This is a genomic window from Ignicoccus hospitalis KIN4/I, from assembly GCF_000017945.1.
GTDB lineage: Archaea > Thermoproteota > Thermoprotei_A > Sulfolobales > Ignicoccaceae > Ignicoccus > Ignicoccus hospitalis.
Genome location: NC_009776.1, coordinates 104607 through 129970, shown reverse-complemented (window position 1 = coordinate 129970; position 25364 = coordinate 104607). Strand labels below are relative to the sequence as shown.

Below are 25364 nucleotides of genomic sequence, written 5' to 3'. Positions count from 1 at the left end.
GACTCCTCAGAGCTTGCTGGCCGCGGGCGCCTTTCCCTTAACGACCAAGACGCTCCTGTTACACGTTAAGAGCACTCTAGTGGACACGCTGCCCAAGAGGTAACCGCCCACCGGTCCGGCACCCCTAGCGCCCATGACCACTAGGTCGACGTCCAAATCCTCCGCCTTCTTAACTATTGCGTTGACCGGGTTGTCGTGAACTACTATGAACTCGCCTTCGACGCCGGCTTCCTTGAGCTTCTCCTCCACCTCACCCTTCAGTTTCTCCGCCCTTTCTAGCAGCGGCTTCACGAGGACGTCCTTGTGAGGTATGTCGGGTATCGCCGTGGTGTCCACCGCGTGGACCACGTAGAGCTTCGCCCCGTACTTCTTGGCCAAGTCGAGCGCCACTTCGAACGCCTTCCAACCGCACAAGCTGGAGTCATGAGCCATGAGTATCTTTTTGAACATAGTATCAGCCTCCAAGCAGCAGCATCCTGACTACCTTCTTGCTCCTCTCCACCGCCTTTGCCAAGGGCAGTACGACCTCCTTCGCTATGGCGACAGCTTCCTCGTACTCTTCGATTTTAGCTTTCAGCACGTTCTTAGTGACGAACTCCTTGAGCTTCTCGTCTAGCAAGAAGCTAAGGGACTCCTCCTCCCTTGCCTTGGCCACGTCACAACACCTCCTCCTTAATTATCTGGGATAGCCTTTTAGGTGTGACTATCTCTATCTCCCTGAGCTTCTTGTTCAAGTTGACCCTGTTCACGGCAGTAACCACGCTCTTGTTAGCCATCCTCCTAGAGTCCCACGAAACCAAATAGTCAACGTCGCCGAGCGTAGCCGACGCTATGACTAACAAGTTGGTGAAGTACTTCTCTGACAGAACCCTCTCGTTCAAGTACTCGTTCGCCAGCTCCAGCACCTTCTTATGGTCGTCCTCGATTATCTTTATCTCGTACTTGGGGAGCGCCGAAAGCGCGTGCCGGAGCCTGAACCAGCCCATGTCGCCCAAGTAGAGCAACTGTTCCAGCTCGAGCAGTATGGGGGTGCCTATAACTAGCTCCCAGTCGGCCTTCTTCACCAAGTCTAAGAACTCTACCGTTTCGTCGTGCAGCTTATCTTCTAGGGTGGAGGCCGCCAACAACACGTTGCCGTCCAAGTATACCTTCGCCTCGCCTTTCGCTACCAAAACCCCTCCCACGAGGGAAGGGGCTGAGGGCTTTTTGAATGAGGTCTCCATCAAAGAAAGACGAACTTGGCCAACTTGAGCATCTCAAAGCTATTCAAGGTGGGCGTCTCCAGCACGAGGCTGTCCTTGACGAAGCCGAGCCTTTCTAGGGCTTGTAAGGTGCTCGGAACGAAGGCCGGCATACCCTTTCCTACGTTAACGACCGCCACCTTCTCTGCCTTCCTCCCCTCAAAAGCCGCGAGCATGTTAGCCAGTTCAATGGAGGCGTAGGCTTGGGTCTCGGGATCGAAGACGTAGACTATTCTCTTAACGCCCCCCATTATTTTGGCCAAGCCCTCTGGGTCGTCCACTATTTCGTAAATCGTCTCCTTCGGGAGACTCCCCCTAAACGCTCTTATACTGTCCTTAAGGTTGGACAATATTTTCGTGGATATTTCGGACGGGACGCCTACTAACCAGTACTCCTTAGTCTTCTTTCCTATAGTAAACATGATTTTAGCGTATGGAGCTTCGTCGCCGGGTACGGAGAAGACGTTGTTGTCTATCATCCCCGCTGAAGACACCATATCGAGTTCCTCTAACTTGGTTAGGGCTACATACAGGGAGTTTATGAGCTTGTACTTAGGCTCGAAAGTACCCATAATGAGTACGCTCTTTTTCGGGGGAGCGGGCGCGAAGCGAACGGTAGAGGAAGTCTGCGCGCTCCCGGGGAGGCTAGCGACCGCCACCTTAAGGCACCCGGTATGGAGTAGTACTACTCCGCTCGCCATATATAAACCAGCTGCCGAGCGCCCAGCCAACCTCAGCTCCGAAGCGCTTGCGAAGTCGTATATATTGATCATATACAGTTATGTACAATGCTATGTATGTTAGGGGTGCATATACTCAAAAACCCGGTCTGTGCAGCGAAAGGGTGAGGGTGTAACCAGTGAGGACGGGTTTACTGTTAACGCTATTAATGACGGCCTTTGTAATCGCAGCTTCGACCGAAGAGATGGACCTGTTGACCAAGCCCTACCAACTGGGGCCCAACTGCGAGAGCATAAAGAAGGTGATAGAATGGGCCGGCGGCGTAGACAACATACGCCTCCCGAAGGAGATACCGATAGGCGCACCCGCCCCGCTCAGCGGGGCCTTGGGTTCGTTCGCCGTCTCTAACTACAATGCAATTAAGATGGCCTCCGACGACATCAACGGCTGTATGGAGAAGCTCGGCCTTCCGTGGAGGTTCAAGTTCATAATGGAAGACACCCGCACAGACCCCCAAGTCGCTGTAGAAGTCGTTAGGAAGCTCGCTCTCCAAGGAGTACAAATAATTGCGGGCAGGATCACGAGCAGACCTATGGGGTCGTTGATGTATCCGGTCAACTCGGAGCTACACGTAGTGGTGATGTCCGCTACCAGCACCGCGCCCAACTTAAGGATCGCCAACTACAAGGAGTACATCTCCAAGACCGGGAAGTCCTACATATTCTGGGCCATCACCAACGACTACTTCCAAGGGAAGGCGTTAGCCGAACTGGCCACCAAGCTCGGCTACAAGAAGGTCACTATCGTGTTCCGCCAAGACGACTACGGCGTTGGGCTGGCTAACGCCTTCAAGTATTACTTCTCTCAAAACGGCGGCGAATGCGTACTGGTCCCCTACGACCCTAACGCGAGGACCTTCGACGCGGAGCTGAGAGTAGTTGCCAACAGCAACCCCGACGCGATACTCTTCATCTCATTCGACGAGCTGAAGGTTATATTGAGGCAAGCGATGCAACTAGGTTTGCAGAGGTACCCGTGGTTGTTCAGCGAGACTTGTAGGGGCGTGCTCCTGAACGACCCGTACCTAGCCAAAGTAGTGGCCCTCAAGAACGGCATGGGCACCGGGCCCGGCGGCAGCGACGTCTTCGCAAAGCTGTACGAAAAGAGGTTCGGCATACCTCCAATGTTGTACGCGGACTACATATATGACACCTTGTGGCTGTCTGCCCTCAGCGTATTGAAGGCGAAGAAGTACGACGCCGACGCCATAAGGGAGGCGCTGATCGAGGTCGGAGCGTACTTCAAGGGCTATACCGGACCCAAGACCTTCAACCCGCTGACTCAAGAAGTTATGAGGTCCTCATACCACTACTGGACTATCAAGATAGAGAACGGCAAGCCGACCGTGGTCAAAGTAGGGTTCTGGGACCCCGAGAAAGGAATAGAACTCTTTACGCCGATCAGGCCCAAGTAAAATTAAAATTTTTAAACCGAGGTTTACTCCCAAGGCTTTGGAGACTGTGCCATGAAGAAGTTTCTTCCTCTGCTCTTACTAGCCGTAATGACGTCCGCAGTCCTCGCTGTCGCGCCTCAAGAAGCTTACGGCGGGCCCAAGTGCGACTACCTCAAGATAGCTGTTGAGAGAGCCGGCGGTTTAGAGAAGGTGAAGGAAGGCTTAGGAGGTACCACCATAAAGATAGGTGCCCTAATACCCATGAGCGGTGCCCTCGCCAGCTTCGCCGACGAGCGCTACGCCGTAGAGCTGGCCGCGAGGGACTTGAACTACTGTTTCAAGGAATTGGGGCTGCCGTTCAAGGTGACGTGGGTAGTGGAGGACACCCAGACTAACCCGCAAGTGGCTTTAGAGAAGGTTAGGAAGCTGGTCAACGTCGACGGCGTCCGTTTGGTCGTAGGCCCCGCCACCAGCGCGGCCGTCGGTACCCTCCAAGACGTCATCAACGGCGAGCTCAAGGTAATACTGATGAGCCACTCCAGCACCTCCCCGCTAGTGAGGTTCAACAACCGTGACTACATAGCGAAGCTGGGCTACAGCTACGTCTTCTTCAGCGTTAGCAGCGACTTGTTCCAAGCGAAGGCTCTAGCTAAGGTCGTTAAGAGCTTCGGCTACAATAAGGTAGTGTTCTTCTACAGGAACGACGACTACGGCAAAGGCTTCGCCATGGCCTTCAAGCAGGCCTTTGAGGCCGAAGGAGGGAAGGCCTACCTGATACCTTACGACCCCAACGCGAGGAGCTACCTTGCCGAGCTTAGGACCATAAACAACTACAAGCCGCAAGCGATAGTGTGGCTCGCCTTCGACGAGATAAAGGTAATACTAAGGCAAGCCTTGCAATTAGGCTTACAGAGGTACCCGTGGTTCTTCACTGAGGCCGTAAAGGGCCCAGCGCTCATAGAGGACCCGGTGGTCGCTAGGGTACTCGCTGCCAAGCACGTACTCGGCACCGCCCCCTACACCTCTGGCAACTTCATCAAGTACTATGAGAGCGTCTACGGCAAGGCTCCGGTCGTGTTCAGCGACACCCTGTACGACGCAGTGTGGCTGGTGACGCTGGGCGCCCTCAGGGCAGCCAGCTACAACCCGAACTTGGTGGAGCACGGCATAATAGAGATGAGCTACATATACAAGGGCTTCAGCGGCGACAAGAGCATGAACGCGATATACCAAGAGCCCTTGAGCACTAGTTACAGCATCTGGACAGTGAAGATGGTGGACGGCAAGCCCGTATTCGAGGACGTGGGCTTCTGGAGCCCGGCCGAAGGGCTGAAGCTCTACACGAACCTAACTCCTAGGTGAAGCAGTCATTGATACACGTTTTTTATTAGGTAGTTAGGAACCTCTTCTATGGCTAACGCCCTTACCTCTTCTGAACAGAGCGGGCACCCGTCGTTCTTGACGTCACTGGCCATGTAAGCTTTCAAGGGCTCTTCTAGGTTGACGTGTACCTCGCTCGGCCAGTCCATACCTAAAGCCGCCCGCAAGGCCGCTTGTGCCCCCAACGCCGCCACCACCTCGGCCAAGTTGGGGTTGGTGTAGTAAGTAACCTTCTCTTCCCAAACCTTCGAGCATATCGGGCAGTAACCGTCTTTCAAGAACTTCACGTACCCCCTGGTGCTCCCGAGGCCTACGTCAACGTACTTCTTTCCGTACTTAACTGCCAACAACAGTGCGGTAGCCCGAGGGGGCAAGGTGTCGAAAGCCGTCACCACGACGTCGCTCTCCCTCACTAGCTCCGCAAACTTCTTCAGCTCGCTAAGGGAGCTCAAACCGGAGGGAGTGAAGACCTCCAAGTATACTCCTTGAACCTCCGTCCAAGGGTGGTACCTCCGGAACCTCTTGCTAAGAGCTTCGACCTTAGGCGCCCCTATCTCTTCCGTGTGATAGCACTGGTAACCCACGTTCTCCGGGCCGACGTAGTCTATGTCGATAATGATAATCTTTTTGAAGTTGAACCTAGCTAAGTTCCTGACGAGCCTGGAACCTATGGTGCCGACGCCCCCCACTAGGACGACCTTGTCCTTCAGCGCCTCGGGGTCGGCGACCTCCCGCAAGTACCTCAACGTCCTCTCGTAGAAGCCCCTCGGAGCCGCCAAACGAGTCCCCGTATGACCGCGTCCTTCGCGTCAAAATTAGCCACTTCCACCTCGTATACTACCGCCTTAGAGGGCGACACCTTTGCGTAAGGAAATTTCTTCTTCTTGGTATTTATACTATATGAAAGGATGAATATGAAGTCCTCCAATACTATTTCCGGCACGCTTCCGTAGCGAAAAGGGTAGCAGCCGCGCTCGAGCCCCTCACAAAGGTCGGTTAAATAATACTCGGAGTCCCCCTCCTCCAAGCGGACGAAGCCCTTCCTAATGCCCTCGAGGAAGTCTAAGTCGCCCAGCCTCAAGCGCTCCGTCTTGAAAGCTATAGTAGCCTTGGGCACAGGCTCGTAGAGGCTTAATGACAAGCAGAAGGAGGACCCCGCCACCGTAGGGGAGATTATGCCGAAGACCCTCGGCCTCCCCGGCAGCGTAGCCATTAGTTGAGCCCTCAAGGCGAGTTTCATGGTTTCTACGTCGATTGCGGAGGGCTCAGGAGGGATGCCGCAGTGGTAGTGGGCAACCACCACGTCGTCCGGCAAGAAGTCGTACGTCCTTACGTGCGTCGGCCCCTTTTCCACGGCCTTCATGTATCTGACGCTGTTAATAGTTATGGTCGTGTCGTCCAAGCTCCCGCTGAACGACACCACGTCTTCGGAGGCGTCGACGGTAAGCTCATAGCACTTGTTCTTAATGCCTACCTCGGCCAAGGGCACGAAGACTGCCGGGTCTATTACGGCGTTATGCACCGGTACCGTCGCAGAGTCCAACGTCCGTGCATAGGGCACGGTCCAGCACCTCTAGGGGGTTCCTCTCGACCTTTCTTAAGTAATCCCAAGATTCTATGTGCATAACACACATGTTAACGTTTACCAACTTGGAGGCCTCCTCGAAGGCGGGCGCGAGCTCCGGAAGCTCCTTGGCCTTTATATCGAAGAACTGCGACTTCAAGTTGTAAAAACAACACTTGTGGAGGACCTTAGGGGAGACGAATATCAAGGGTTGAGTGACGGGGTAGCCTACGCTGGGAAAAACGAAGACTCTGTAGGGGCGGGAGGGGCTGCAATACTCCTTCCTCTTGCAAGACTTTTCCGTCCAGATCCCCAAGCCCGGGTCGTTGGCCAATGGGGAGTACTTCTTTTGTAGCTCTCCCGAACTCAAGTAGTGTTCTCTGAAGGCCTCGATGGCATCTATCAAGGAGCCGTAAGGCTCCTCTATCGAAGCGTACCACACGTTCCCGTGGACGCTCACTATTTGGCCCACGCTCTCGGAGGAGTGGGTTATCTCGTACTCCGCCCCGTCCGGCCTCTTTATGAAAAGCCTTATCCTCGAGGGGCTTATGCCCAACTTCTCCGCCAGCTTGTTCCTGACCTCGTCCGGGGTGTCGCCGTAGTTCGCAGTGACGTGGTACTCGGAGAGCTCGGGCTTCATCAATATCGTTATGTGGATTTCGCCGGGCTGGGCGCTCAACCTTACGGCCTCCTCCTCATCTCAACTTCGGCCTCTATTGGCTCTATCACGGGCTTCAGCTGGTCCACCAGCGACAGTATAGGCTTGATCTCTTCTTCGGGAAGCCCGTTCTTCTCCAAGAACTCCTCGCCGTCGCGGGTGAGCCTCAGCTTGTTCTTGGCCGGGTTCCTCTCGAGGAGGCCTACGTAGAGCAAGTCCATTATGTCTTGGTGAAGGTCCTTGCTCCCTATGACTTTTCCTATCTTTACGAACTGGTAACCCAAGTCAAGGCCCTTCTCCTTCATCTCGTAGAGGAGCCTCGTTAGCCCCTTCTCCGAGACTTCGCCCAAGTGTTTAACTATGTGTAATATTATCTTCATGTTCTTGTTTTTCTTAACGTCATCTACGGTGAGTACTTGCCTAGTTATTATTTTCAGCTCCTTGGTCTTCCCTCCTCCCGGCGCTGACACGCTCTCCTCCTAACCTTCCGTAACCCCTTGAGGATATTTGTGTGTTGGTGAGCCTCTCCCAGAGCTCGGAAAGGGCCTCCTCCACGGTCCTTCCAGAAAGTATCAGCTGGTACAGCTCGAAGCGGAAGAGCTCGCGTCCCAGCCTCTCGCCGTAGTACTGGACGAACAAGCGCTCCACCTCCTCTCGAGAGACCCTCCTCGCGACCTTCGGGACGCTCAAGTCTAGTTCTACCTTCCTCTCGAGGTATCCCCCAACAGCAGATATCAAGAACAACAATCCCAAGGTAGGCTTCAAAGCCAACGCCGCCAGACCGGAGGACGCGAGCAAGAGGAGGGCGGCGACGGGCGAGAGCTGGTACACGAGTAAGCTAGCCCAAGGGACGTAGCTAATGGGAGTTAACGGCTTGGCGAGCACGCTTATGACTGCGGATAACAGCAACACTGCGTTCCCCTTGGCGTTCCACTCCTTTTCCGAGCTCACCAAGGCTAGGACGCCGTCCCTGATCTTTTCCGCGTAAACCTTCTTGAGGTAATAGTCGTTGGTTTCTCTGGCCTTCTTGACGAACTCCGTCAGCTTGCTCCAAAAGCCGGAAGTCCTAGGGGTGCAAGGGGTGGCGAGCAAGTTCCTCGAGGCCTCGGCGAGTATCCCCATTACCACTGTAGAATCCGCAGTTACCTCGTCCTTAGCGCTCTCGACCATTAACCTTTCAAATTCTAAAAAGAAGTTCTCTTTTGACCGGCACATCATAACGCCTTACCTAAGCTGACGTTCGAGCCCTCAGCCTTCTAAGAACTTCTTCAGCAACTCCTCGTCGGTGCCCAGCTTGGCCGGAGGGACCCTCCTCACGAGCTCCCTCTCGTAGGCCCGGAAGAAGGGGCATACGTAACAGCCCAACCGGTAGAAGCCGGAGGCGTAGAGCGGGTTGGGAAAGACCTTATTCTTGAATAGGTAAAGCTGGACCATCATAGCGCTCCAGAGCTTTAAGGGGGCCTTAACCGTGCCCACGCCCTCCCAAGCCCTCTCCTCCCACCTGGCCGAGCGCGCTTGGGACTCCGCGTCCCGGTCGCCCACGACTATGTAGTCGGGCTTCACTTCCCTTATCGCCTCCTCTAACCCCTTCAACTTGAGGGCTGTACACCACCTGTCCTCTTTGGTGGGCAACCCTCTTTGGAATATCTGACTCTTCACGGGAACTTCTTTAATTATCAAGTCTACATTCAGCTTCTGGGACCAGAGTTCCACGTACTTCCTATTTAAGTACATATCGACGCCCGTGTCAACGTAGACCGCAGTGACCTCGTCGCAAGCCCTCTTCGCTATCAACAGAGCTGCAGTACTGTCCTTCCCGCCGCTCCAAGGGACGACCGCCCTCTCGCAGCCTTCTAATACCTTGGAAGAGACCTTTTCCCAAACCTCCAACACGCCTTCGCTCATCTCGACGGACTTCATTATGTCGAAGCCTTTAACCTCTCCCAGCTTAGTAACCTTAGGGTACGCAAAATCATTCATTTCAAACATGGCTACAGTTCTACCTTCTGAATAGACCTCGTGGAAGCCCTTCTGCCTCTTAAAGACTAAGAACGATTTTTCGGATGGTTCTCCGAGGCCCAAGGTCTTCCACCAGAGGCCCCAGGCGAGGAACGGTTCCTCGCCCGGCTCGACCCTCGCGGGGAACTTCTTCTCCAAGTAAGGCACTTCGCCCGACCACCGCACCCAGCCCCTGGGCTGGGCCTTGGCCCTCTCCAGCTCCCACCTAAGGTGGGAGAGCCTCGCGTTCCTAACCCTGGCCCGGGGCACGAGGTGTACTATTACGTTAGGCGGCGTGGTCTCTGTTAATTCCCTTATCACTTCCGAATCCTCCCTTCCCAACAGCACTATGTTGAACGCGTCCGGATCGACGACGTCATTTATAACATCCAATATCTTTTCCTTCCTAGCCCCCTTTAGCGTGACCACCTCGGCGTTCCACGAGGGGAGGGCTTGGCTCAACATCGCCCTTACTGCGTCCGCGTCCTTCTTACTCCTCACAACTATACGCATCATTAGCCTTCGGCGCCTCAAGTGCGCTCTCTGCCTTAAAAACTAAATACTTGTCGTGAGCTCCCGGGCGCGGTGACGACGGTGTACAACCCCTTCGGCGACTACGTCTGGGAGTTCCGCTCCCCCCGCAGCAAGTTCGGGCCGGGGGCGCTAAACGAGCTCAAGGTAGACCTTGAGAGGCTCAGGGTGGAGAAGCCCTTCCTAATAACCACCAAGGGGTGGGTAAAGAGGGGTATAGTCGACAGGCTTAGGGAAATACTAGGAAAGGACGTGCCCTACTGGGACGGGGTGGAGCCAGAGCCCTCCGCCGAGAGCGTCGAGGAGGCCGCCAAGGCTTTAGCAGAGAGCGGGGCCGACTCGGTAATCGCCATTGGCGGGGGCTCTGCCTTGGACACCGCCAAGATAGCGAACTTGCTCGCAACCTACGGCGGGAGGGTTAGGGACTACGTCGCCCCGCCCTACGGTGAAGGCAAGCCCGTCCCGGGCCCGGTCAAGCCAATGGTAGCGGTGCCCACCACCGCCGGCACCGGCAGCGAAGTCACTAGCGTGGCCGTGGTGACCCTAAAGGACGTCGGAGTTAAGGTGGGCATAAGCTCGGACTTCCTAAGGCCCAGCTTGGCCCTGTTGGACCCCGAGCTGACCATGACTGTGCCCCCCAAGGTCACCGCCGACACCGGGATGGACGCCCTCACGCACGCGGTAGAGTCTTACATAGCCAAGCCGTACTGGGCTAGGGAGAGGCCAGAGGACCCGGCCAAGAGGCCGGTCTACGTGGGCTCCTTCACCGTGACGGACGCGTTGGCCGAAAGGGCGATAGAACTCATAGGTAAGTACTTGAGGAGGGCAGTGTACCAAGGTAGAACGGACTTAGAGGCTAGATCGGGCATGTTGATAGCCAGCTACTTGGCGGGCCTCGCCTTCGGCAACGCGGGCGTCGGACTGGCCCACGCCGCCTCTTACCCGCTCGGGGGCCGCTACAAGGTGACCCACGGCGAGGCAGTAGGCATCTTACTCCCGGCGGTCTTGGAGTTCAACGCTCCGGCGAACTACGAGAAGGCCAAGAGGGTCGGGGAGCTGTTGACCGGCGAGAAGTGTCCGGAGAGGGACCCCGCTAAGTGCGCGGAGTGGGCGGCCAACGCGATCAGGGAGCTCCAGCGCGACATAAAGTTCACGCCGGGCCTCGAGGCGGTAGGGGTCAAGGAAGAGGACTTGATGGAAATGGCCAAGGAGACCTTGAACCAGAAGAGGCTCCTAGCGACCAACCCGAGGCCCGTAACTGAGGAGGACGTGTATTGGGTCTACAAGAGGAGCATGAGAAACTACTAAACCTTAGGGGATTGGACCGTCATGAAGTTAAAGGACGTTTTAGAGGCGGCCGCCTCCTTAGTTAGGACGGGGTGGATGCAGAGGGGGGTGCCCCCTCAGCTGGGGGAGACCGTCGCCCTCCACTCCTTCTATGCCGCTCTGATAGCGCTGGAGCTGGGGTTGAGGTTAAAGAACGTGGGGGTGGAGGTCAACCCGGAGAGGGCGGCCTCCATAGCGATCGCGCACGACTTACCAGAAGTGCTAGTAGGGGACTTGCCGAAGTGGACTACCGACAAGATAGGTGACATAAAGGAGAGCTTGGAGCTCAAGGCCATAGGGGAGATGGACTCGTTAGAGGTCGTCGAGTACTCGAAGGCTTACATAGACGAACGTGGTCGCGAGCGGGCTTTGGCAAAGGTCAGTGAAACCCTCGCCACTCTATGGCAAGCCGAAAAGTACTTGAACATGGGCTTCTCCAGAGTTAAAGAAATAAGGGACACCATGGTGGAGCACTTAAGCGGAATTATAAAGAAAGTGCTTGAGGAGGACGAGGAGTTCGGAAAAGCCTTAGTGAAGGTACTGGGTGAGCTGGATGAAGGTCTGCAGGCTCTGCGGGCTCAAGTACAGAGATGAATTCAATTTCTGTTTGATCTGTGGGAACCCTCTGTCCGATGAGCGCTCCCCCGAGCTGACCGGTGAAGAGTTCAGCCTTGGGCGAGGGCGCCGGACCAGCGCTTGAAGTTCCGCAAGACGGCTTCAGCGACCGCTTCCTCGCTCACTTTCTTGACCTTTGCAATAATTCCTATCAGCTCCGGAACGGCCTTGGGAGTTAGCTTGACCCCTCTGTAGACGTAAGGTCCGTCGCTCTCGGTCATGATAGAGGTCAGCGGAGCCCTCTCTATCACCCTTAAGTGTTTCTTCTGTATTTTGGCCGCCGCGTTTATGCCCACGTAATAGCCTTGAGAGACTATCTCGTCTAAGAGGTGGAGGGGACCGTTGAACCAGTGGAAGTAGGCCCTATCCACGTCATATCTCAGCAACATGTTGAAGACTTCTTCCCAAGCGTCCAAAGCGTGGAGGTTCACCGGTAAGGAGTACTCCTTGGATAACGTTAGAAAGTGTTCGAAGACCCTCCTCTGCTTCTCAAAGTCCGGGACGTAACGCTTGTCCAGCCCTATCTCGCCTAAACAGAGAGCCCTTTCCACGAGCTTCTCGAACTCCTTCAGTTCCTCCTCCCCCACCTCGGGGGAGCTCCACGGGTGAACGCCCACGCACGGGACTACGTTCTCTCCCTTGAGCGAGAGGGTCTTTAGAGAGCTCTCCAAGTCGTCTGAGACCGCCACTAGGATGGTTTCCTCGTCCGCCATCGTGGGGTCTTCGTATAAGTGGACGTGGGCGTCCACTACCCTCCTAATAGCCTTCCACCGCGCGGGGTCCCAAGGGCCGAATTAATGTTGAAGCAGTTCTTAAGGGAACTCGAAGACGACCTCGACAACGCCGTAGAAGGGAAGCACAGGAGGTTAGTGGTGATTTCCGGGGACGACCCTTCAAAGGTCGGAGAGGCAGTTAAGGAAGTCTTGTTGCTCTACGACAGGATAAGGTACAGGCGCGACATGGAAAAAGGAACGGTGCTTTACATGTTTCACGATGAGTTCGAGGACGCAAAGAAAATTAAGGACATAGTTAAGGCTGGAGTAAAAGAAAACAGAAAGAACATAGAGCTAAGCATAAACGTATACGAGGCATCCAAGAAGCTCTTGGGAAGTACGTACCAAGGCTTGGTATTGGACCTAACTCACGACCTAAGGCCTAACGATGTAGGAAGGCTAGTGGAAGTGGTGGAAGGGGGAGCCCCGGTAATCCTGATAGTCCCTAAGTGGGAAGAGTGGGACACTCGAATAACTCTGTTCAAGAAGTTGCTGACCGTACCCCAGTATCCAGAGCCACGCCACGTGTTCATAACTTGGTTCAAGAGGAAGTTGTTGGCCCACCCTTCCCACATATACCACGCCGACAAGGAAGAAATAATTAAGCAGGAGAAGTTCGAGAGTCCCAAGTGGGTCCCCAAGAGACCGGAAATACCGGAAAAGACGCGCTTCCCCAAGAAGCTCTACGAGCTTGCGCTGACTCAAGACCAAGTTAACGTCATTCAAGGGATAGAGTGGCTGTTGGGGAGGAAGAAGAGTCACAGGGTTCTGACGGTCACTGCGGACAGGGGAAGGGGGAAGAGCGGGGCCGTAGGCATAGGGCTCATCGGGTTCGTGGAGACCTTTAAGAAGTCTAAGGGAGGTTTCGCAAAAGTAATAGTCACGAGCGCGGACCCCATAGGGGTCCAGACTCTCTTCAGCTTAGCTATGAAGGCGGCTAACGTCTTGGGCATAAAGGCTAAGAGGGTCGAGAAGAAGGGCTACGTTTACGAGCTCCACGGAGAGGGGTGGAGCATAGAGTACTGGCCCCCCGCCGACGCCGCAGTCAAGAGCGCAGACTTGGTCGTGGTAGACGAAGCAGCCGGGATTCCCGTCCCGCTCCTCCACAAGATATGGAAGAACCACAAGAGGAGCCTCTTCGCTACGACGATACACGGTTACGAGGGCGCCGGGAGGGGCTTCAACGTGCGCTTCTTGCCGGCGCTGAAGAACGACAAGAAGACCGAACTTAAAATGATCCACATGACGGAGCCGATAAGGTACGCGCCGGGAGACCCCGTGGAGAGGTGGCTGTACGACTCCTTGCTGTTGGACGCAGAGCCTGCCAAGTTAGATTCGGAAGACTTGAAGGCAATAAAGGAAAAGAGGCTGAAGTACTTAAAGTTGGACCCCGAGTGGCTGTTCTCCGAAGAGGGCGAGGGGGTCCTAAGGCAGCTCTTCGGGATATACGTCTTGGCCCACTACCGCAACGAGCCCGACGACTTGGCTATGATCGCCGACGCCCCGCACCACACGCCGAGGGCGGTGGTTACGGACACCGGCAAGGTTGTAGGGGCAATTCACTTAGCAGAGGAAGGGCCCATACCCGAGGACATGATAGACGAGCTGCTAGCCGGAGGGAAGATAGCTGGGAACATAATTCCCGACAGGTTCTTGAAACACTTAAGGGTTAGGGACTTCGCATATACGAAGGGTTGGAGGGTAGTTAGGATAGCCACCCACCCGGACGTACAAGGGAAGGGCATAGGCACCTTCGGGCTGGAGAGGGTCTCGGAAGAGGCCTCTGAGAGGGGCTACGACTGGGTGGCCTCGGGCTTCGGGGTCACCGCCCAGCTCTTGAGGTTCTGGTTGAGGTCCGGGTTCATACCCGTTCACATGAGCCCCGACAGAAACCCCTCCAGCGGTGAGTTTACAATACTGTTGGCAAAGCCCCTCAACGAGAAGCTGAGGAGTTTGATAATGGAGGCTAATAGGCTGTTCCGCAGGAGGCTGGTGATGGCGTTGCACCTCAACTATAGGGACTTGGAGTGGGACGTGGCCAAGCTCATACTGGAAACGGACCCCTTGCCCGTCCAACCGGACCTAAAGGTCCCACGCTTCCACCCCGTAGACTTGGACAGGCTGTGGATCTACGCCTACGGACCCATGACGTTTGAAGCTGCGAGCGACTTGTTGTACCGCTTGAGCTTGGCCTACTGGTCGCAGCCTAAGGCTTGGAGGCCGGAGGTGGACGAAGAAATGAAAATAGTGCTGATAACGAAGGTACTACAGTCGAAGAAGTGGGAGGAAGTGGAGGAGGAGACCGGTATACCCTTCAAGAAACAGACCGCGATACTGAAGTCGTTCGCCCGAAAGGCGCTGAAGCACTACTGGGGCATCGAGGATGGAGGGAAGGGAGTCAGCAAGACCGCGCTCGACGCGTTCCTAGCCTTCCGGGGGAGGAAGTTGCTAGACTTCTAGGGGGTTAGAGCGCCATGGACTTAAACGCCGTAATAAACGCGTTCATCTCGATGTTAATAATAATAGACCCCTTCACCAACGCGCCCATATTCTATCAGCTCACTTCCAGCTTCGAGCCCAAGCGGAGGAAAAGGATAATCGTTAGGAGCGCTACGGTGTCCACGATAATTTTGTTAGTCTTCGCCTTGTTCGGCGACTTAATAGTAAGGCCATTCGGAATGACACTGGAAGACATAAAGGTTGCCACAGGCTTGATATTGCTCATATATGCCATTCAAGCACTATTGGGCAAGAGCGAGGCCGAGATGATCGATCCGGAGAGCGTCGCGATAGTTCCGATGGCCATCCCCATGTTGGCCGGCCCAGGGGCCATAAGCTTGGTACTTTACTATAGGTCGGTGTTGGAGCCCTACGAGCTGGCCCTAGTGGTAGTGGGAGTTATGTTAGTGAGCTTGCCAATATTGCTATTGGGAGGATACTTGGATAAGCTGCTAGGCAAGAACGGGACCCTAGCCTTAAACAGGATACTGGCGATACTGATGGCTGGGCTGGGGATAGCCATGGTTAGGGAAGGCCTCTTAACCTTCATTCGCCCAGTCGGTTAGCGCACTTGCTCAACAAGTATAGCAAGTTCCTCAGCTCTTGTCTAGTGGCCTTGGCCAGAAGCCTCTTTATCGCGACTGTTACCCTTTCCCTCTTGGCTTCGTCCTTTATCAAGGCCCTCGCTAGGCGTTCCGCCACTCCCAAGGCCAGCCTCAGGTCCCTCTCGTCCGGCCTCTCCGGCTGCGCCCCTTTTTCTATTCTGTATTGCTTCCACACCTCCCATAAGACTACCGCGACCGCGTGGGACAAGTTCATCACCGGGTACTGGGGGGACGCCGGGACGTGGAGGAGCGCGTCGCACTCCTTCAGCTCCTCTCTCGTCAGCCCCACGCTCTCCCTACCGAAGACCAAGGTCAGCCTTTCGGGCTCGCCGAACTTCTCCTTGAGTTCCCACGGCAAGACGAAGTCCCTGAGGGGATCAGCGCTGGAGACCTTGGCGCTCGTACACACTACCAAGCCTTCCAGAGCTTCCTTGTAGTCGTCTACCACCTTCACCTTGTCCACGTAATCCCTTCCGTTCGCAGCAAACGTGAGTACCTCTTCGTCGCGTACGTCAAATTTTGGCCTCACGGCTACTATTTCATCCACTTCGAAGTTTTTGCATAATCTCAATATGAATCCGAAATTTATCTTACCTTCGGGCTCCACCAAGACGAGGCGGACCTTCACTCAGACGGAACCCCGGATGTGGGTTTTGAAAAGGGTTTATTGTACGACCTCCTCCACGTGTGCCTGTATCCTCTTTACGGCCTCCAGCAGCAGCTCGCCCTCTCCGGTCAAGTCCTTGGCCCCTAGGAGCTTCGCCTCCCTGGCGACCACGAGGGCGTCCTTCACTATGCCCAGCGTGAGCCTAGTTCTATTGACTATTTCGGCCAAGTCCTCGTAGCTCCCGAGTTCCTTAACCGCTTGCAACACCCTTATGAAGTGCGGGTGTACCGGAGTGGCCACTCCGGGTGGGGTGGCCACTAAGGCGTGTTTAATCATGTCGCCTATCTCGGTGAGCTCCACGTAGCCGTTGCCGTAGACCTCCAACGCTCCCCACATCTCCAGCCAGTAGATCGCCGCTCGGACCTCCTCCTCGTCATAACCCAAGGCGCTCACTCTCTTGACGAGCTCCTCCAAGGGCTCAGCTCTTCTGGAAGGCAAGGTCTTTTGCAACACTAAGTGTTCTAATTTGGTTATCAAGGGCAACCTCTTTACTCTCCTGGATATCCACATGAGCACTCTGGCCTTGGTGCCGGCGCCTTGTGGCCCCATAAGCCCCCAGCGTATGGCCTCCTCTATCCATAGCCTAAAGGGCGGTATCCCCTTGTCGGCGTAAACTAAGGTCTTTACGGCGTGGGCGGGCACTTCGGTTATTTGGCCCAGCACCTCGAGTAGTCTCTTGCCGTATTCCGTCAGCTCGTAAACCAGCTTGCCCTTCTCTTCGTAAGAGTCTACCAACCTCACCGCTTCCAAGCGGTAGAGCGCGAGACCTATGGTGTAGTCGCTGAACTCCAGCTCCTTGTACGTTTCCTCGTCCATACCTAACTCGTCCCGGTGCTTCTCGATCCAGTACTGTATCAGCTTCTTGGTGGGCTTCAGCTCGGGGTTGTTTTCAGCCTTCTTCCACAAGTGGTCTATGGTCTTGAGCACCCACTCGTCTACCCTAGTCAAGCCTATGGGGAACGTGTCCCACCACTCGCCCCTCTCGAGCTCTTTCAACGCCAAGTACAACCACTTGGCCGCGCGCGTGGGCTTGCCGTCCCTGTAGTACCCCAAGTTCATTAGCCAGTACTTCTCTTCCTCCGTCAGCTCGCCCCCTTCTACGAGCTTTTTGACCATCTCCGCTATTTTCATATTTACTAAGACGTACTCCATAGCAACGGGCCTGAGCTCCCTTATCGCTTCCCTTAGGAAGCGCCCGAAGCGCGTGAGCGCGTAGTACTTTCTGTCGGGGGAAGTGAAGACTATGACGCCCATTGCCTCGAGCAAGTCTATGTGCTCTTCGGGGAACTTGCTGAGCGGGGCCACGGCCGCGGGACCAGGGGGGACCCTCGCTAGGGTCCAGCCCAAGTCCCTGGTAACCCTCACCTTAACTGGCCTCACCTTGGGCTCGAACTGTTCCACCAATTTCTTGGCCGCATCTGTGAGGAACCCCTCTTCGTCGACCAGTCCCCTCTCCCTCAGTGGGGTGAACCAGTCCTTAGGCGCCTTAGCTGAAGTCCTCCACAAGCTCCACACGGCGGCGTGGATGGAGCTGTCGAACCACCTCTCCGCTTCCGGCCTCCCGGCCTCCTCCCAGGCCTCCAAGACCTTCTTGCCGGCTTCCGTCAGCCTGAAGCTCCTGGGCCTCTCCTTGCTGACGGGCTCTATGAGTCCCTGGACCTCTAGTGCCAATAAGATGAACAAGACGTTCTCAGCTTCTTCGTATTCGCCGGTGGCGACCTCCGCTACGTCTACTTCATCCTTACCCTTGAACTTTTCTAAAACTTGCATGTATTCTCTTTTTAGTAGCACGGTCTTTCTCCGGCACGGCTCCCCGACGGGTGTATAAATATATCGGACCCCGCGGAGGACACGCTTTTGAGTTCTCTTTCCCTGCGAAACGCGGACCAAAGCATGATACCGCTTTACGACATAAACGCGGTGAGGGGAAAATCGATAATTAACACGGCTATAATAACAATCAACGTATTAGTGTTCGTCGTGTTGGAGCTCCCCTTGCTACTGCAAGGAAACGTGCTATCGTTTAACGAACTAGTGAAGAACTATGGCATGGTCCCGTACTTCGTCGTAAATGGTATGAGGGAATACACGCTCCTAACGCATATGTGGTTACACGGTAGCTTGGAGCACATAGCGGGGAACATGCTCTTCCTCTACATCTTTGGAGACAACGTCGAAGCAGTCTTGGGGAGGAGGGGGTACTTGGCCCTCTACCTCCTCTCCGGATTAGGGGCGGTGGTCTTCCACTTGCTATCAGTGATGCTAACGCCTTCAATCATCTTGAACCCGTACTTGAGACAGAACCCTTGGCTCACCCCGGCCATAGGGGCCTCGGGTGCGATCAGCGGGGTCTTGGCAGCCTACATGCTCTTCTTCCCCCACGCCCAAGTGATGACACTCGTGTTCGCGCCTTACCCCCTATTGATCCCGATAAGGGCGAGCGTCTTCATAGGCTTGTGGTTCCTCTACCAATTAATAATGGGCACTTGGAGCCTCAGCGGAATGCCCACGGGGGTCGCTTGGTGGGCGCACATCGGAGGCTTCTTGACCGGGGCCGCCCTAGCGTACTTGCTAGCCGACCGGAACAGAATAATTGAGCTGCGCCTAAGGGGGCGCTACGTCGTTTATATCTGACCTACTGGTCAAGGACCCGGGGAGGGGCCGTGAAGGAGATAGACCTGACCGCCCAAGACGTTGTATGTGGAGACATGATATCCAACATAGCCATGGCTGTCCAACAGCTCGGGAGCGGCGAGGAAGCGAAAATAATACTTCCCATCGAGTACAAGGAGAGTATCGAAGTGTATAAAGAAGCATTAAAGATGATTGGGGCAGATGTGCTCGAGGTAAAAGAGGAAAACAACAAGTTGATATTGAGGGTCAAGAAGGCTTGAGGTCAACCACCTCCCAAACGGGAGCCCCGTCCTCCGAGAGCGGCTGCCAGCCCTCTCCCAAGGGCTCGCTCGCGTAGACTCCCTCCTTTTTCCACATAACGTAATACCTATCGCCCGTGTGATAGTTGAAGATCACCAGCTTCGACGCGCTCGTGACGATAGCCACGAAATTGGCCGACGGCTTGGGCTTGACAGTCTTAGAAACGGTCTCTAACGCCTCTTCCAGCTCCCTTCCGGAGGCCAAGAGCGCCCCGAAGTAGCAAGCTAAGGCCTCGCTCGAAGTCCTACGGTAGAGCTTCAGCCCAGAGGGCCTCGGGACCTCGACGTTGCCGTTGTGAGCCAAGATGACGCCGTTGCAAACGTGTGGGTGTACGTGTTCCAAGGATTTAGGTAACTTCTCCGCCCTGCGCGCGTGGAGGAGGAAAGGCGCTCTCGGGAGGGGCTCCAAGCTCTCCCATATCGGCTCGAGCTTCTTCTTGATTAGGATAGTGCCGTCCGCTAAATAGGCTGCAAAGCCCCAACCGTCGCCGTTAGGCAGACCTTTGCCGTCCTTGCGAGCCACCTTTACAAAGTTAGTAATGAACCTAGGCCTCGTGCCCGCCATCATCCGGCACAAGCTCGCTCTCCCGAAGGGGCAGTCCGTTGACCTTGTAATGTTTGGCCATTAAGTACGTATGTATCTTCTTTATCTGTTTCACCTTGCCTATCTTCTCCTTTACGATGTTCTCTAAGCTCTCCAAGTCCTCCGCCCAGACCACCGCGTAAACGCTCGCGTCTCCCAAGAGCGTGCCCAGCTCCACCACGTGCGGTATCTCGGCTAGAGTCTTCGCGACCTCGTCTACGCTCGAAGGTTCTGTTTCTATTAACAAGAGGGCGACGACGTTGAAGCCGAGCTTCTTAGGGTTTAATATTGCCGTGTAGAACCTTATCACGCCCTCTTCCTCGAGCTTCTTGATCCTCCTCCTAGTAGCCACGTCGCTTATGTTGAGCTTTTCAGCTATATCGGTCGTAGTCGTCTTCGAATTCTTTAATAATGTCTTGAGGATTAACTTGTCCCTATCGTTTATCCTCTCGGAGCGGACGAAGTCTATTATGCTCGGCTCGCCCAGGTTCCGGACCCTTCTGGCAGCCATCACAGAACCCCATTAAGGGGGTTAACATTACTCGCTAATGAAGCTTCCGCAGGCTCCGTTTCCCTACAATAGGGAAGGTAAACTTGGTCCGACGCTATTTTCACGTTTAGGCCCCCCACGGGTTCGTCCACAGAACCTCGTTGCCGCGATTTAAACGCGGTTTATGAAGCGCTAAGATATTTATAATGCCCACAGAGCAGTAACATGCGGTTATGTGATTTCCTTCGCCTCCTCCATCGAGCTTTTTACTTTAAACAATTGGGAAGTGGAACGGGGAGGTAGGTGGAGGAAGAGCGCGAGGTCGATTACCTAGAGCCCGAGACCCAAGCGAAGGTCTATAGCAGCATAGCTGAAATAAACCTCATCGAGACTCTGAATAACTTGATGAGTTCTCTCACCGAAGAGATTAGGGCTGCCCTATCTATGGTCGAGAAGGCCAAAGGGGGGACCGCGGCGGAAGTGGACGCCTCCCTTCAGAGCGTCAGGGAGCTGAAGGAGAACATAGAAAACTACAAAGATAAGGCTATGGAATACTTGGTGAGGTTGCCAGCAGGCCTAATAATGAAGGACACATTCATGCCTATAGTACTCGGCATCTCCAACGCCGCCCAGTACGTGGACGGCTCTTGCTACAGGCTGGGCGTCCTCGCGAAGAGGGGGAAGGCACACGAGGAGTTAGTGCTGGAAACTCAAGAGCTCCTAAACTTACTGCTCGAACAAGCGGAGAGGTTGGCCAAGGCAGCGCGCGTAGTAACGGAGCCTAAGATGGCAATGAAGTACGTGAACGAGAGCATAGGCCTGGAAGACGAAATAGATAGGGCTTACCGTTCGAAGCTTATGGACGTATTAGAGGGCTCTAAGGACTGCGCCTCCGCCGTCCTCTCGTGGGAAATATTGGGCAACTTGGAAGACGCCTCCGACATACTAAAGGACGTAGCTGAGAACTTGAAATACTTCTTAATGCATAAGGTGTAAACTTTGTACACCGCCTACTTGGTAGGCGACAGAGTGGTAGTGCTGGACGACGCCGCTGCCAAGGACATATACTCGAAGGGCTTCTTCGGGCACCCCTTGGGGACGGAGAAGCCAAAGGGCCCGGAGGACGTGAAAGCGCCTTTGGCGCTCTCGCCGTTGGAGGCACTCTACTTGCTAGAGACCGGGGTCATTGAGATACGTGACATAACGACCGACAAGAGCTACAGCCCAGAGGAGCTCAAAGAGATTTGGAAATTCATGGAGGGGTTGGAAGAGAAGTACCTCGTTTACAAGGAATTGAGAAACAAGGGCTTCGTCGTGAGGTCGGGGCTGAAGTACGGCTCCGACTTCGTCGTGTACGAGTTCGGGCCCGGGATAGACCACGCCCCCTACGTCGTGGACGTATTGGAGAAGGGCACCAGCTTGGACCCGTCAGAGATAGTGAAGGGGGGTAGGGTGGCGCACGGGGTGAGGAAGAGATACATAATGGCAATAGTAGAGAACGGCTCTATAAACTACGTTATGCTTAAATGGTACTTGCCGTAGGTACCCTCGACGAAAGGCTCCGGGCGAGGTGGGTGCTTAAGTTGAGGGACGGAGTAAGGAGGGGCGGCAAGGGGCGTAGAGACCTCAAGCCGAAGCCTCTGGGCGACAAGTGCAACCCGGCGTGTCCCTTCTTCCGGTGCTCCCAGAACGCCCTCATGTTCACAAAGAAGTACCAAAGAGGGAAAGTGATCACCGTAGTAACGTGCCGCCTCGTAGGCGATAAGTGCATAGGATATAGGTGCCAATACGCGTACTGTGAGAAGAAGTACTTGTTGCCCGACGGCCGCTGCGCGTGGGCCCTGAGGAAAGAAGAGGAGAAGGAGGACGCGTTCTTAAAGGAAGTGGAAGAGGAGGAGAGGGCCTTTGGTAAGCTTAAGAACAAGCTCCGCGGCTACGACGACTTACTCTAACGTAGTAGAGCTGAAGGACGTCTGGGTGAAGTACGGAGACACGTACGCGCTCGAAGGGGTGACGCTAGACGTACCCAAGGGGGACTTCCTAGCGATCATGGGGCCTAACGGGGCCGGGAAGAGCACGCTCTTGAAAACAATCCTAGGCTTGGCCCCCCTAGTGAGGGGAAGCGTCAGAGTTTTTGGAAAGGACCCCTACAAGCAGAGGAGCGAAATTGCGAAGAAGATCGGCTACGTCCCGCAGAGGGAGAACGTCAACGACGAGGTCCCCTTAAGGGCGATAGACGTAGTGATGATGGGCCTCATAGAGGGCATGAGGCCACAGAGGGAGGAAGCCCTCATGGACAAAGCCTTGAAAGCTTTAGAGGAAGTAGGTCTTGTGGACGTAGCATACAAGACCTATAGGGAGCTGTCCGGAGGACAAAAGCAGAGGGTGCTGATAGCGAGAGCCATAGTCTCTAAACCCGAGCTCTTGCTCTTGGACGAACCCTTCTCCGCGCTCGACGCGCAGAGCTCAAGGACCGTCGCCCGACTCTTGAAGAAGTATAATGATGAGGGGACTACTATAATTCTAGTAACTCACGACATCACACCTATCGCAAACGACGTAAAGAGGGTAGCGTTATTGAATAAGAAGCTAATAGCCGTGGGCGAGCCTTTAAAGATATTCACTAAAGAGAACTTGTTGAAAACCTACGGGGTAGAGGTCCCGGTGCTCGTGCAAGGAAGACTCTGCATACCGCTGATAGGTGATCAACATGGACGTTAGCTTTATCTTATTGAACTCTGTCCTTTTTGCGACTACATCCTACGTAGGCAAGTACCTGAAGTACCTAAAAGCGTCATTCCTCGTGCCCGCTTCCTCGGACTTCGCCTTGGCCGCCACAATACTCTCCTTATACTTCCTAGGAAGGGCAGACGCCACGTTCTTAATCTTTGCGACAATTCCGGTCGCAGCCGCCCTGTGGAAGAGTAGGGGGCGCCAGATCCTCTACTTGAAGGCGATAGCGTATACCGTCACTACCCTCATGATTCCGTACTTGAGTTACGAGGTGTATGAATACGCGCAGTCGCTCCTTACGGGGTTCTTGTTCGTAGACCCCAACATGTTATACCTAAGCGTTATAACGGTCACCTTGACATCTGTACTTGTGGCGTTTCGGAAGAACGTCATCTACTCTATATTCGACCCAGAGTTCGCTGCCCTTAAGAACATGAGGCCCGCGCTGTGGATAGGCCTCTTGGTAGTTACTTCAATAATCGACGGCTTTTCGCTGACCTTGAGTCTGGGGTTCTTGTTAGCGCACGTGGTAGCCCTCTCCGCCGTGGGAGTTAGGGAAACGCCCAAGGCCGCTGTCATATTTTTCGTTACGTCGCTAGCGCTCTCGAGCGTCGTCGCCGCTCCTTTAGCTTGCGCGGCCTCCGCTGTGGCGGTAAGGGCCGGTGAAGTGTTACTTCTGCGACTCCTCAGCGGTCGCGAGGTGCGAGGTCTGCGGGCGACCGGTCTGCGAAAGGCACTCCCCCGTCTGTCCCGCGTGCCTTAGGGGGAGGTGCGAAGTCTGCGGGAAGAGGCTCTCCGTGTCCAGGTGTTACGTGTGCGGGCGGTTAGTCTGTAGAGAATGTAGCGAAGAGGTTCAGCCCGGTATGAGGGTATGCAAGTACTGCTTGCCCAACTGGAGGGAGAAGCTCGACGAAGTTACTAAAAAATCCTTGAAGAAGTACGTAAGGTGGTACCTTGAGGAGGCCCGTCGTTATAGTAGGCTGTGGAGGGCTGGGAAGCTGGACCTCGATAATGATGGCTAAGGGAGGATGGAAGGAGTTCGTATTGGTAGACCCGGACGTGATAGAGGAGAAGAACTTGTACACGCAAGCCTACTTCCCTGAGGACGTAGGGAAAAGGAAGGTATTCGCCTTAAAGAAGAAGCTAGAGGCCTTGGGGGCGAGGGCAGAGGCGGTCCCGAGCGCGGTAGAAGACGTCATAGACGACCTCCCGGAGGCCCCCTTAGCACTAGCCTTAACCGATAACATACCGAGCAGGATAAGAGTAGAAGAGAAGTACAAGACGCTCCACGCGATGGTCAGGCCGGGCTTGGGTATCTTGCTCATGACCAATGATAATTTAAAATTAAGGGACATAATGAGGGAAGGTAAACACGTGGGGCCCCAAGAGGTGACGATGGTAACCCTGGTAGCCTCGGTAGCCGCGAGGGAGGCCCTAGAGTACTTGTCCCGGGGCAGTTCGGTCCTCGAAGGAAAAATGCTTTTGATAACTCCTTACAAGTTCGAATTTTGGTGGAAGAAATCTTGATAGAGTTGTTGCTGCTGTGGTCCTTCGAGGGGGGCTGGCTGGTCAGCTCCTTGGCGCCGGGGCCCTTGTTGGGAGTAGCCACCTTCGCACACTGCTTTTACTTGCTGAACTGGACAGACGGGGCGGTAGCGCTAAAGGGCTGCCCCGGGGGCCAGATATTGCGGGCCTCCTACGCCTTCGGGAAGTACGCCTTCCTAGGGAGTGATGGAGTCTACTTAGTTGAGGGGAAAGACGTCCGGAAGTTAGACTGTAACTGCACTTACGTCCTGCCCCTCAAGAACGGCGTAGCGGCTTGTACGAGGGACGGGAAGCTCGTTACCCCTAGGTGGACCCTGCCCATAAGCTGTAACTGGCTCGGGACCAACGGCACGGTCCTCTTCGCCTCTTCGGACAACTCTACTTACATAATAGATCTCAACGACGGTGGGGTGCTCGCGGAACTGAGGGCCGGGGGCGCGGCCGGCTCCGCTTGCGGGAGCTTGCTAGCCTTGACCAACGCGTCCTCCGTCACGGTGTTCAACGGGACCGAGTCGCTGTGGACCGCCCCCGCCAACTGGGCCGGAGAGCCGGACTTCTCGGACGACTGCAAGTACTTGGCTTACCCGGAGGTTTACGAGGGGAGGCTCAACGTGGTCGAAGCTGCTACCGGAAAAGTGGTGCTCCGCAAGACGTTCTACTTCTCTGAGGAGTGTCAGCTGACGCTCTTTTCCGTCGCGTGGAAGGGCCACATAATAGCGCTCGGCAGGGGGGACGGCTGGGTAGAGGCGTACACGGTGAGGGGCCTTGAGGGAGGCTAACGCTTTGAGGTCTAAGGGTCTCGAGGTGAAGTGCGAGGACTTGGGCGACTGCGTCGCGTGTTACTACAAGAAGGGCGAAGAGCTGTACACAATCGTTATCAAGGAGGGTTTGAAGGGATATTTCGCGAAAGTGGTCCCCTTCCACAAGCTCCCTCCCGCGTTCACGTGCTCCTCAGCCTTTTTGGTTCCCTACGGTCTATACGCCTTTGCCGAGGACCTCGACGAGTTGGCGGACAAAGTTAAGGAGAAGTTGGAGTTGGTTAGAACGTCATCTGATTAAGCTTTCCCGGGTTCCCTCCTTGGGGAACCT

The 25364-nt window shown here is 55.1% G+C and carries 32 protein-coding genes; 17 read left to right on the top strand and 15 right to left on the bottom strand.

Going from position 1 to position 25364, the window contains the following annotated elements; translation table 11 throughout:
- Nucleotides 1-6 precede the first annotated feature (6 nt).
- Genes IGNI_RS00750 through IGNI_RS00735 form a run of 4 tightly spaced genes read right to left on the bottom strand, consistent with a single transcriptional unit; the run spans nt 7 to nt 1900 of the window.
- A complete protein-coding gene (locus IGNI_RS00750; RefSeq protein WP_052569765.1) occupies nt 7-465 on the bottom strand; it encodes a universal stress protein in 459 nt (152 codons plus the stop codon).
- Nucleotides 455-655: a hypothetical protein gene (locus IGNI_RS00745; protein WP_011998179.1), complete on the bottom strand. Its 201-nt coding sequence runs from the start codon at nt 653-655 to the stop codon at nt 455-457. Before IGNI_RS00745 ends, IGNI_RS00750 begins: the two co-directional genes overlap by 11 nt.
- A 1-nt stretch (nt 656) precedes the next feature.
- Nucleotides 657-1172, bottom strand: coding sequence for a PIN domain-containing protein (locus IGNI_RS00740; RefSeq protein WP_011998178.1), 516 nt, complete (start codon nt 1170-1172; stop codon nt 657-659).
- 50 nt (nt 1173-1222) lie between these two features.
- Nucleotides 1223-1900, bottom strand: a complete 678-nt coding sequence (locus IGNI_RS00735; RefSeq protein WP_148202184.1) for a hypothetical protein — start codon at nt 1898-1900, stop codon at nt 1223-1225.
- A gap of 200 nt (nt 1901-2100) precedes the next feature.
- Between IGNI_RS00735 and IGNI_RS00730 the strand changes: the two genes are divergently transcribed.
- Nucleotides 2101-3396 carry an ABC transporter substrate-binding protein gene (locus IGNI_RS00730; RefSeq protein WP_011998176.1) on the top strand — a complete coding sequence of 432 codons (1296 nt, stop codon included), beginning with the start codon at nt 2101-2103 and terminating at the stop codon, nt 3394-3396.
- Between the two features lie 51 nt (nt 3397-3447).
- Nucleotides 3448-4737, top strand: a complete 1290-nt coding sequence (locus IGNI_RS00725; protein WP_011998175.1) for an ABC transporter substrate-binding protein — start codon at nt 3448-3450, stop codon at nt 4735-4737.
- Nucleotides 4738-4742: 5 nt separating this feature from the next.
- Here the strand turns inward: IGNI_RS00725 and IGNI_RS00720 are convergent, their stop codons facing one another.
- From IGNI_RS00720 to IGNI_RS00695, 6 genes are read right to left on the bottom strand one after another with little or no spacing between them, the layout of a single operon-like run.
- Nucleotides 4743-5534, bottom strand: coding sequence for a ThiF family adenylyltransferase (locus IGNI_RS00720; RefSeq protein WP_011998174.1), 792 nt, complete (start codon nt 5532-5534; stop codon nt 4743-4745).
- Entirely contained in the window at nt 5498-6316 is an 819-nt protein-coding gene (locus IGNI_RS00715) for a hypothetical protein (protein WP_148202183.1), read from the bottom strand. Before IGNI_RS00715 ends, IGNI_RS00720 begins: the two co-directional genes overlap by 37 nt.
- Complete coding sequence (locus IGNI_RS00710) at nt 6270-6998, bottom strand: hypothetical protein (protein ID WP_011998172.1); 729 nt, start codon at nt 6996-6998, stop codon at nt 6270-6272. Before IGNI_RS00710 ends, IGNI_RS00715 begins: the two co-directional genes overlap by 47 nt.
- 2 nt (nt 6999-7000) lie before the next feature.
- Nucleotides 7001-7447 (bottom strand): hypothetical protein, encoded by a 447-nt coding sequence (locus IGNI_RS00705; protein ID WP_011998171.1) that lies wholly within the window; start codon nt 7445-7447, stop codon nt 7001-7003.
- Nucleotides 7398-8195, bottom strand: coding sequence for a hypothetical protein (locus IGNI_RS00700; protein ID WP_011998170.1), 798 nt, complete (start codon nt 8193-8195; stop codon nt 7398-7400). The genes IGNI_RS00705 and IGNI_RS00700 overlap by 50 nt, the downstream gene beginning before the upstream one ends.
- Before the next feature lie 30 nt (nt 8196-8225).
- Nucleotides 8226-9509 (bottom strand): phosphoadenosine phosphosulfate reductase domain-containing protein, encoded by a 1284-nt coding sequence (locus IGNI_RS00695; RefSeq protein WP_187145975.1) that lies wholly within the window; start codon nt 9507-9509, stop codon nt 8226-8228.
- Between the two features lie 51 nt (nt 9510-9560).
- On the opposite strand from IGNI_RS00695, the gene IGNI_RS00690 reads away from it, so the two are divergent.
- Entirely contained in the window at nt 9561-10814 is a 1254-nt protein-coding gene (locus IGNI_RS00690; protein ID WP_148202182.1) for a hydroxyacid-oxoacid transhydrogenase, read from the top strand.
- Nucleotides 10815-10835: 21 nt separating this feature from the next.
- Entirely contained in the window at nt 10836-11426 is a 591-nt protein-coding gene (locus IGNI_RS00685; RefSeq protein WP_011998167.1) for a YfbR-like 5'-deoxynucleotidase, read from the top strand.
- Nucleotides 11427-11497: 71 nt separating this feature from the next.
- On the opposite strand, the gene IGNI_RS00680 is transcribed toward IGNI_RS00685, so the two are convergent.
- Nucleotides 11498-12196: a TatD family hydrolase gene (locus IGNI_RS00680; protein WP_011998166.1), complete on the bottom strand. Its 699-nt coding sequence runs from the start codon at nt 12194-12196 to the stop codon at nt 11498-11500.
- Between the two features lie 48 nt (nt 12197-12244).
- On the opposite strand from IGNI_RS00680, the gene IGNI_RS00675 reads away from it, so the two are divergent.
- Nucleotides 12245-14680, top strand: coding sequence for a tRNA(Met) cytidine acetyltransferase TmcA (locus tag IGNI_RS00675; RefSeq protein ID WP_011998165.1), 2436 nt, complete (start codon nt 12245-12247; stop codon nt 14678-14680).
- A 14-nt stretch (nt 14681-14694) separates the two neighbouring features.
- Nucleotides 14695-15285, top strand: a complete 591-nt coding sequence (locus IGNI_RS00670) for a MarC family protein (RefSeq protein ID WP_011998164.1) — start codon at nt 14695-14697, stop codon at nt 15283-15285.
- Here the strand turns inward: IGNI_RS00670 and IGNI_RS00665 are convergent.
- Together IGNI_RS00665 and IGNI_RS00660 are read right to left on the bottom strand one after the other, a co-directional pair.
- Complete coding sequence (locus IGNI_RS00665; RefSeq protein ID WP_011998163.1) at nt 15266-15952, bottom strand: TrmH family RNA methyltransferase; 687 nt, start codon at nt 15950-15952, stop codon at nt 15266-15268. The two genes, IGNI_RS00670 and IGNI_RS00665, sit on opposite strands and share 20 nt — an antisense overlap.
- Nucleotides 15953-15988: 36 nt before the next feature.
- Nucleotides 15989-17782: a DUF505 domain-containing protein gene (locus tag IGNI_RS00660; protein WP_011998162.1), complete on the bottom strand. Its 1794-nt coding sequence runs from the start codon at nt 17780-17782 to the stop codon at nt 15989-15991.
- Between the two features lie 102 nt (nt 17783-17884).
- On the opposite strand from IGNI_RS00660, the gene IGNI_RS00655 reads away from it, so the two are divergent.
- Together IGNI_RS00655 and IGNI_RS00650 are read left to right on the top strand one after the other, a co-directional pair.
- A complete protein-coding gene (locus IGNI_RS00655; protein WP_052569748.1) occupies nt 17885-18625 on the top strand; it encodes a rhomboid family intramembrane serine protease in 741 nt (246 codons plus the stop codon).
- A gap of 29 nt (nt 18626-18654) precedes the next feature.
- Complete coding sequence (locus IGNI_RS00650; RefSeq protein ID WP_011998160.1) at nt 18655-18885, top strand: hypothetical protein; 231 nt, start codon at nt 18655-18657, stop codon at nt 18883-18885.
- Here IGNI_RS00650 and IGNI_RS00645 read toward each other — a convergent pair.
- Nucleotides 18872-19501 carry a class II glutamine amidotransferase gene (locus tag IGNI_RS00645; protein ID WP_148202181.1) on the bottom strand — a complete coding sequence of 210 codons (630 nt, stop codon included), beginning with the start codon at nt 19499-19501 and terminating at the stop codon, nt 18872-18874. The two genes, IGNI_RS00650 and IGNI_RS00645, sit on opposite strands and share 14 nt — an antisense overlap.
- Nucleotides 19470-20018 carry an Lrp/AsnC family transcriptional regulator gene (locus tag IGNI_RS00640; RefSeq protein WP_011998158.1) on the bottom strand — a complete coding sequence of 183 codons (549 nt, stop codon included), beginning with the start codon at nt 20016-20018 and terminating at the stop codon, nt 19470-19472. Before IGNI_RS00640 ends, IGNI_RS00645 begins: the two co-directional genes overlap by 32 nt.
- A gap of 282 nt (nt 20019-20300) precedes the next feature.
- Here IGNI_RS00640 and IGNI_RS00635 point away from each other — a divergent pair, with 282 nt between their 5' ends.
- From IGNI_RS00635 to IGNI_RS00600, 9 genes are read left to right on the top strand one after another with little or no spacing between them, the layout of a single operon-like run.
- Nucleotides 20301-20993: a hypothetical protein gene (locus IGNI_RS00635; protein WP_011998157.1), complete on the top strand. Its 693-nt coding sequence runs from the start codon at nt 20301-20303 to the stop codon at nt 20991-20993.
- Nucleotides 20994-20996: 3 nt separating this feature from the next.
- Nucleotides 20997-21539, top strand: coding sequence for a tRNA-intron lyase (gene endA, locus IGNI_RS00630; protein ID WP_011998156.1), 543 nt, complete (start codon nt 20997-20999; stop codon nt 21537-21539).
- 32 nt (nt 21540-21571) lie between these two features.
- Nucleotides 21572-21949, top strand: a complete 378-nt coding sequence (locus IGNI_RS00625; RefSeq protein ID WP_187145974.1) for a hypothetical protein — start codon at nt 21572-21574, stop codon at nt 21947-21949.
- Complete coding sequence (locus IGNI_RS00620) at nt 21903-22718, top strand: metal ABC transporter ATP-binding protein (protein WP_052569747.1); 816 nt, start codon at nt 21903-21905, stop codon at nt 22716-22718. Before IGNI_RS00625 ends, IGNI_RS00620 begins: the two co-directional genes overlap by 47 nt.
- Nucleotides 22708-23493, top strand: coding sequence for a hypothetical protein (locus IGNI_RS00615; RefSeq protein WP_011998153.1), 786 nt, complete (start codon nt 22708-22710; stop codon nt 23491-23493). Before IGNI_RS00620 ends, IGNI_RS00615 begins: the two co-directional genes overlap by 11 nt.
- On the top strand, nt 23393-23752 hold the full coding sequence (locus IGNI_RS07620; protein WP_011998152.1) for a hypothetical protein: 360 nt from the start codon (nt 23393-23395) through the stop codon (nt 23750-23752). The genes IGNI_RS00615 and IGNI_RS07620 overlap by 101 nt, the downstream gene beginning before the upstream one ends.
- The gene (locus tag IGNI_RS00610) at nt 23685-24257 is read left to right on the top strand and encodes a ThiF family adenylyltransferase (protein ID WP_052569744.1); all 573 of its coding nucleotides are present in this window, start codon (nt 23685-23687) and stop codon (nt 24255-24257) included. Before IGNI_RS07620 ends, IGNI_RS00610 begins: the two co-directional genes overlap by 68 nt.
- Nucleotides 24254-25054 (top strand): hypothetical protein, encoded by an 801-nt coding sequence (locus tag IGNI_RS00605; protein ID WP_011998150.1) that lies wholly within the window; start codon nt 24254-24256, stop codon nt 25052-25054. Before IGNI_RS00610 ends, IGNI_RS00605 begins: the two co-directional genes overlap by 4 nt.
- A complete protein-coding gene (locus tag IGNI_RS00600; RefSeq protein ID WP_011998149.1) occupies nt 25041-25334 on the top strand; it encodes a hypothetical protein in 294 nt (97 codons plus the stop codon). Before IGNI_RS00605 ends, IGNI_RS00600 begins: the two co-directional genes overlap by 14 nt.
- Nucleotides 25335-25364: the final 30 nt, after the last annotated feature.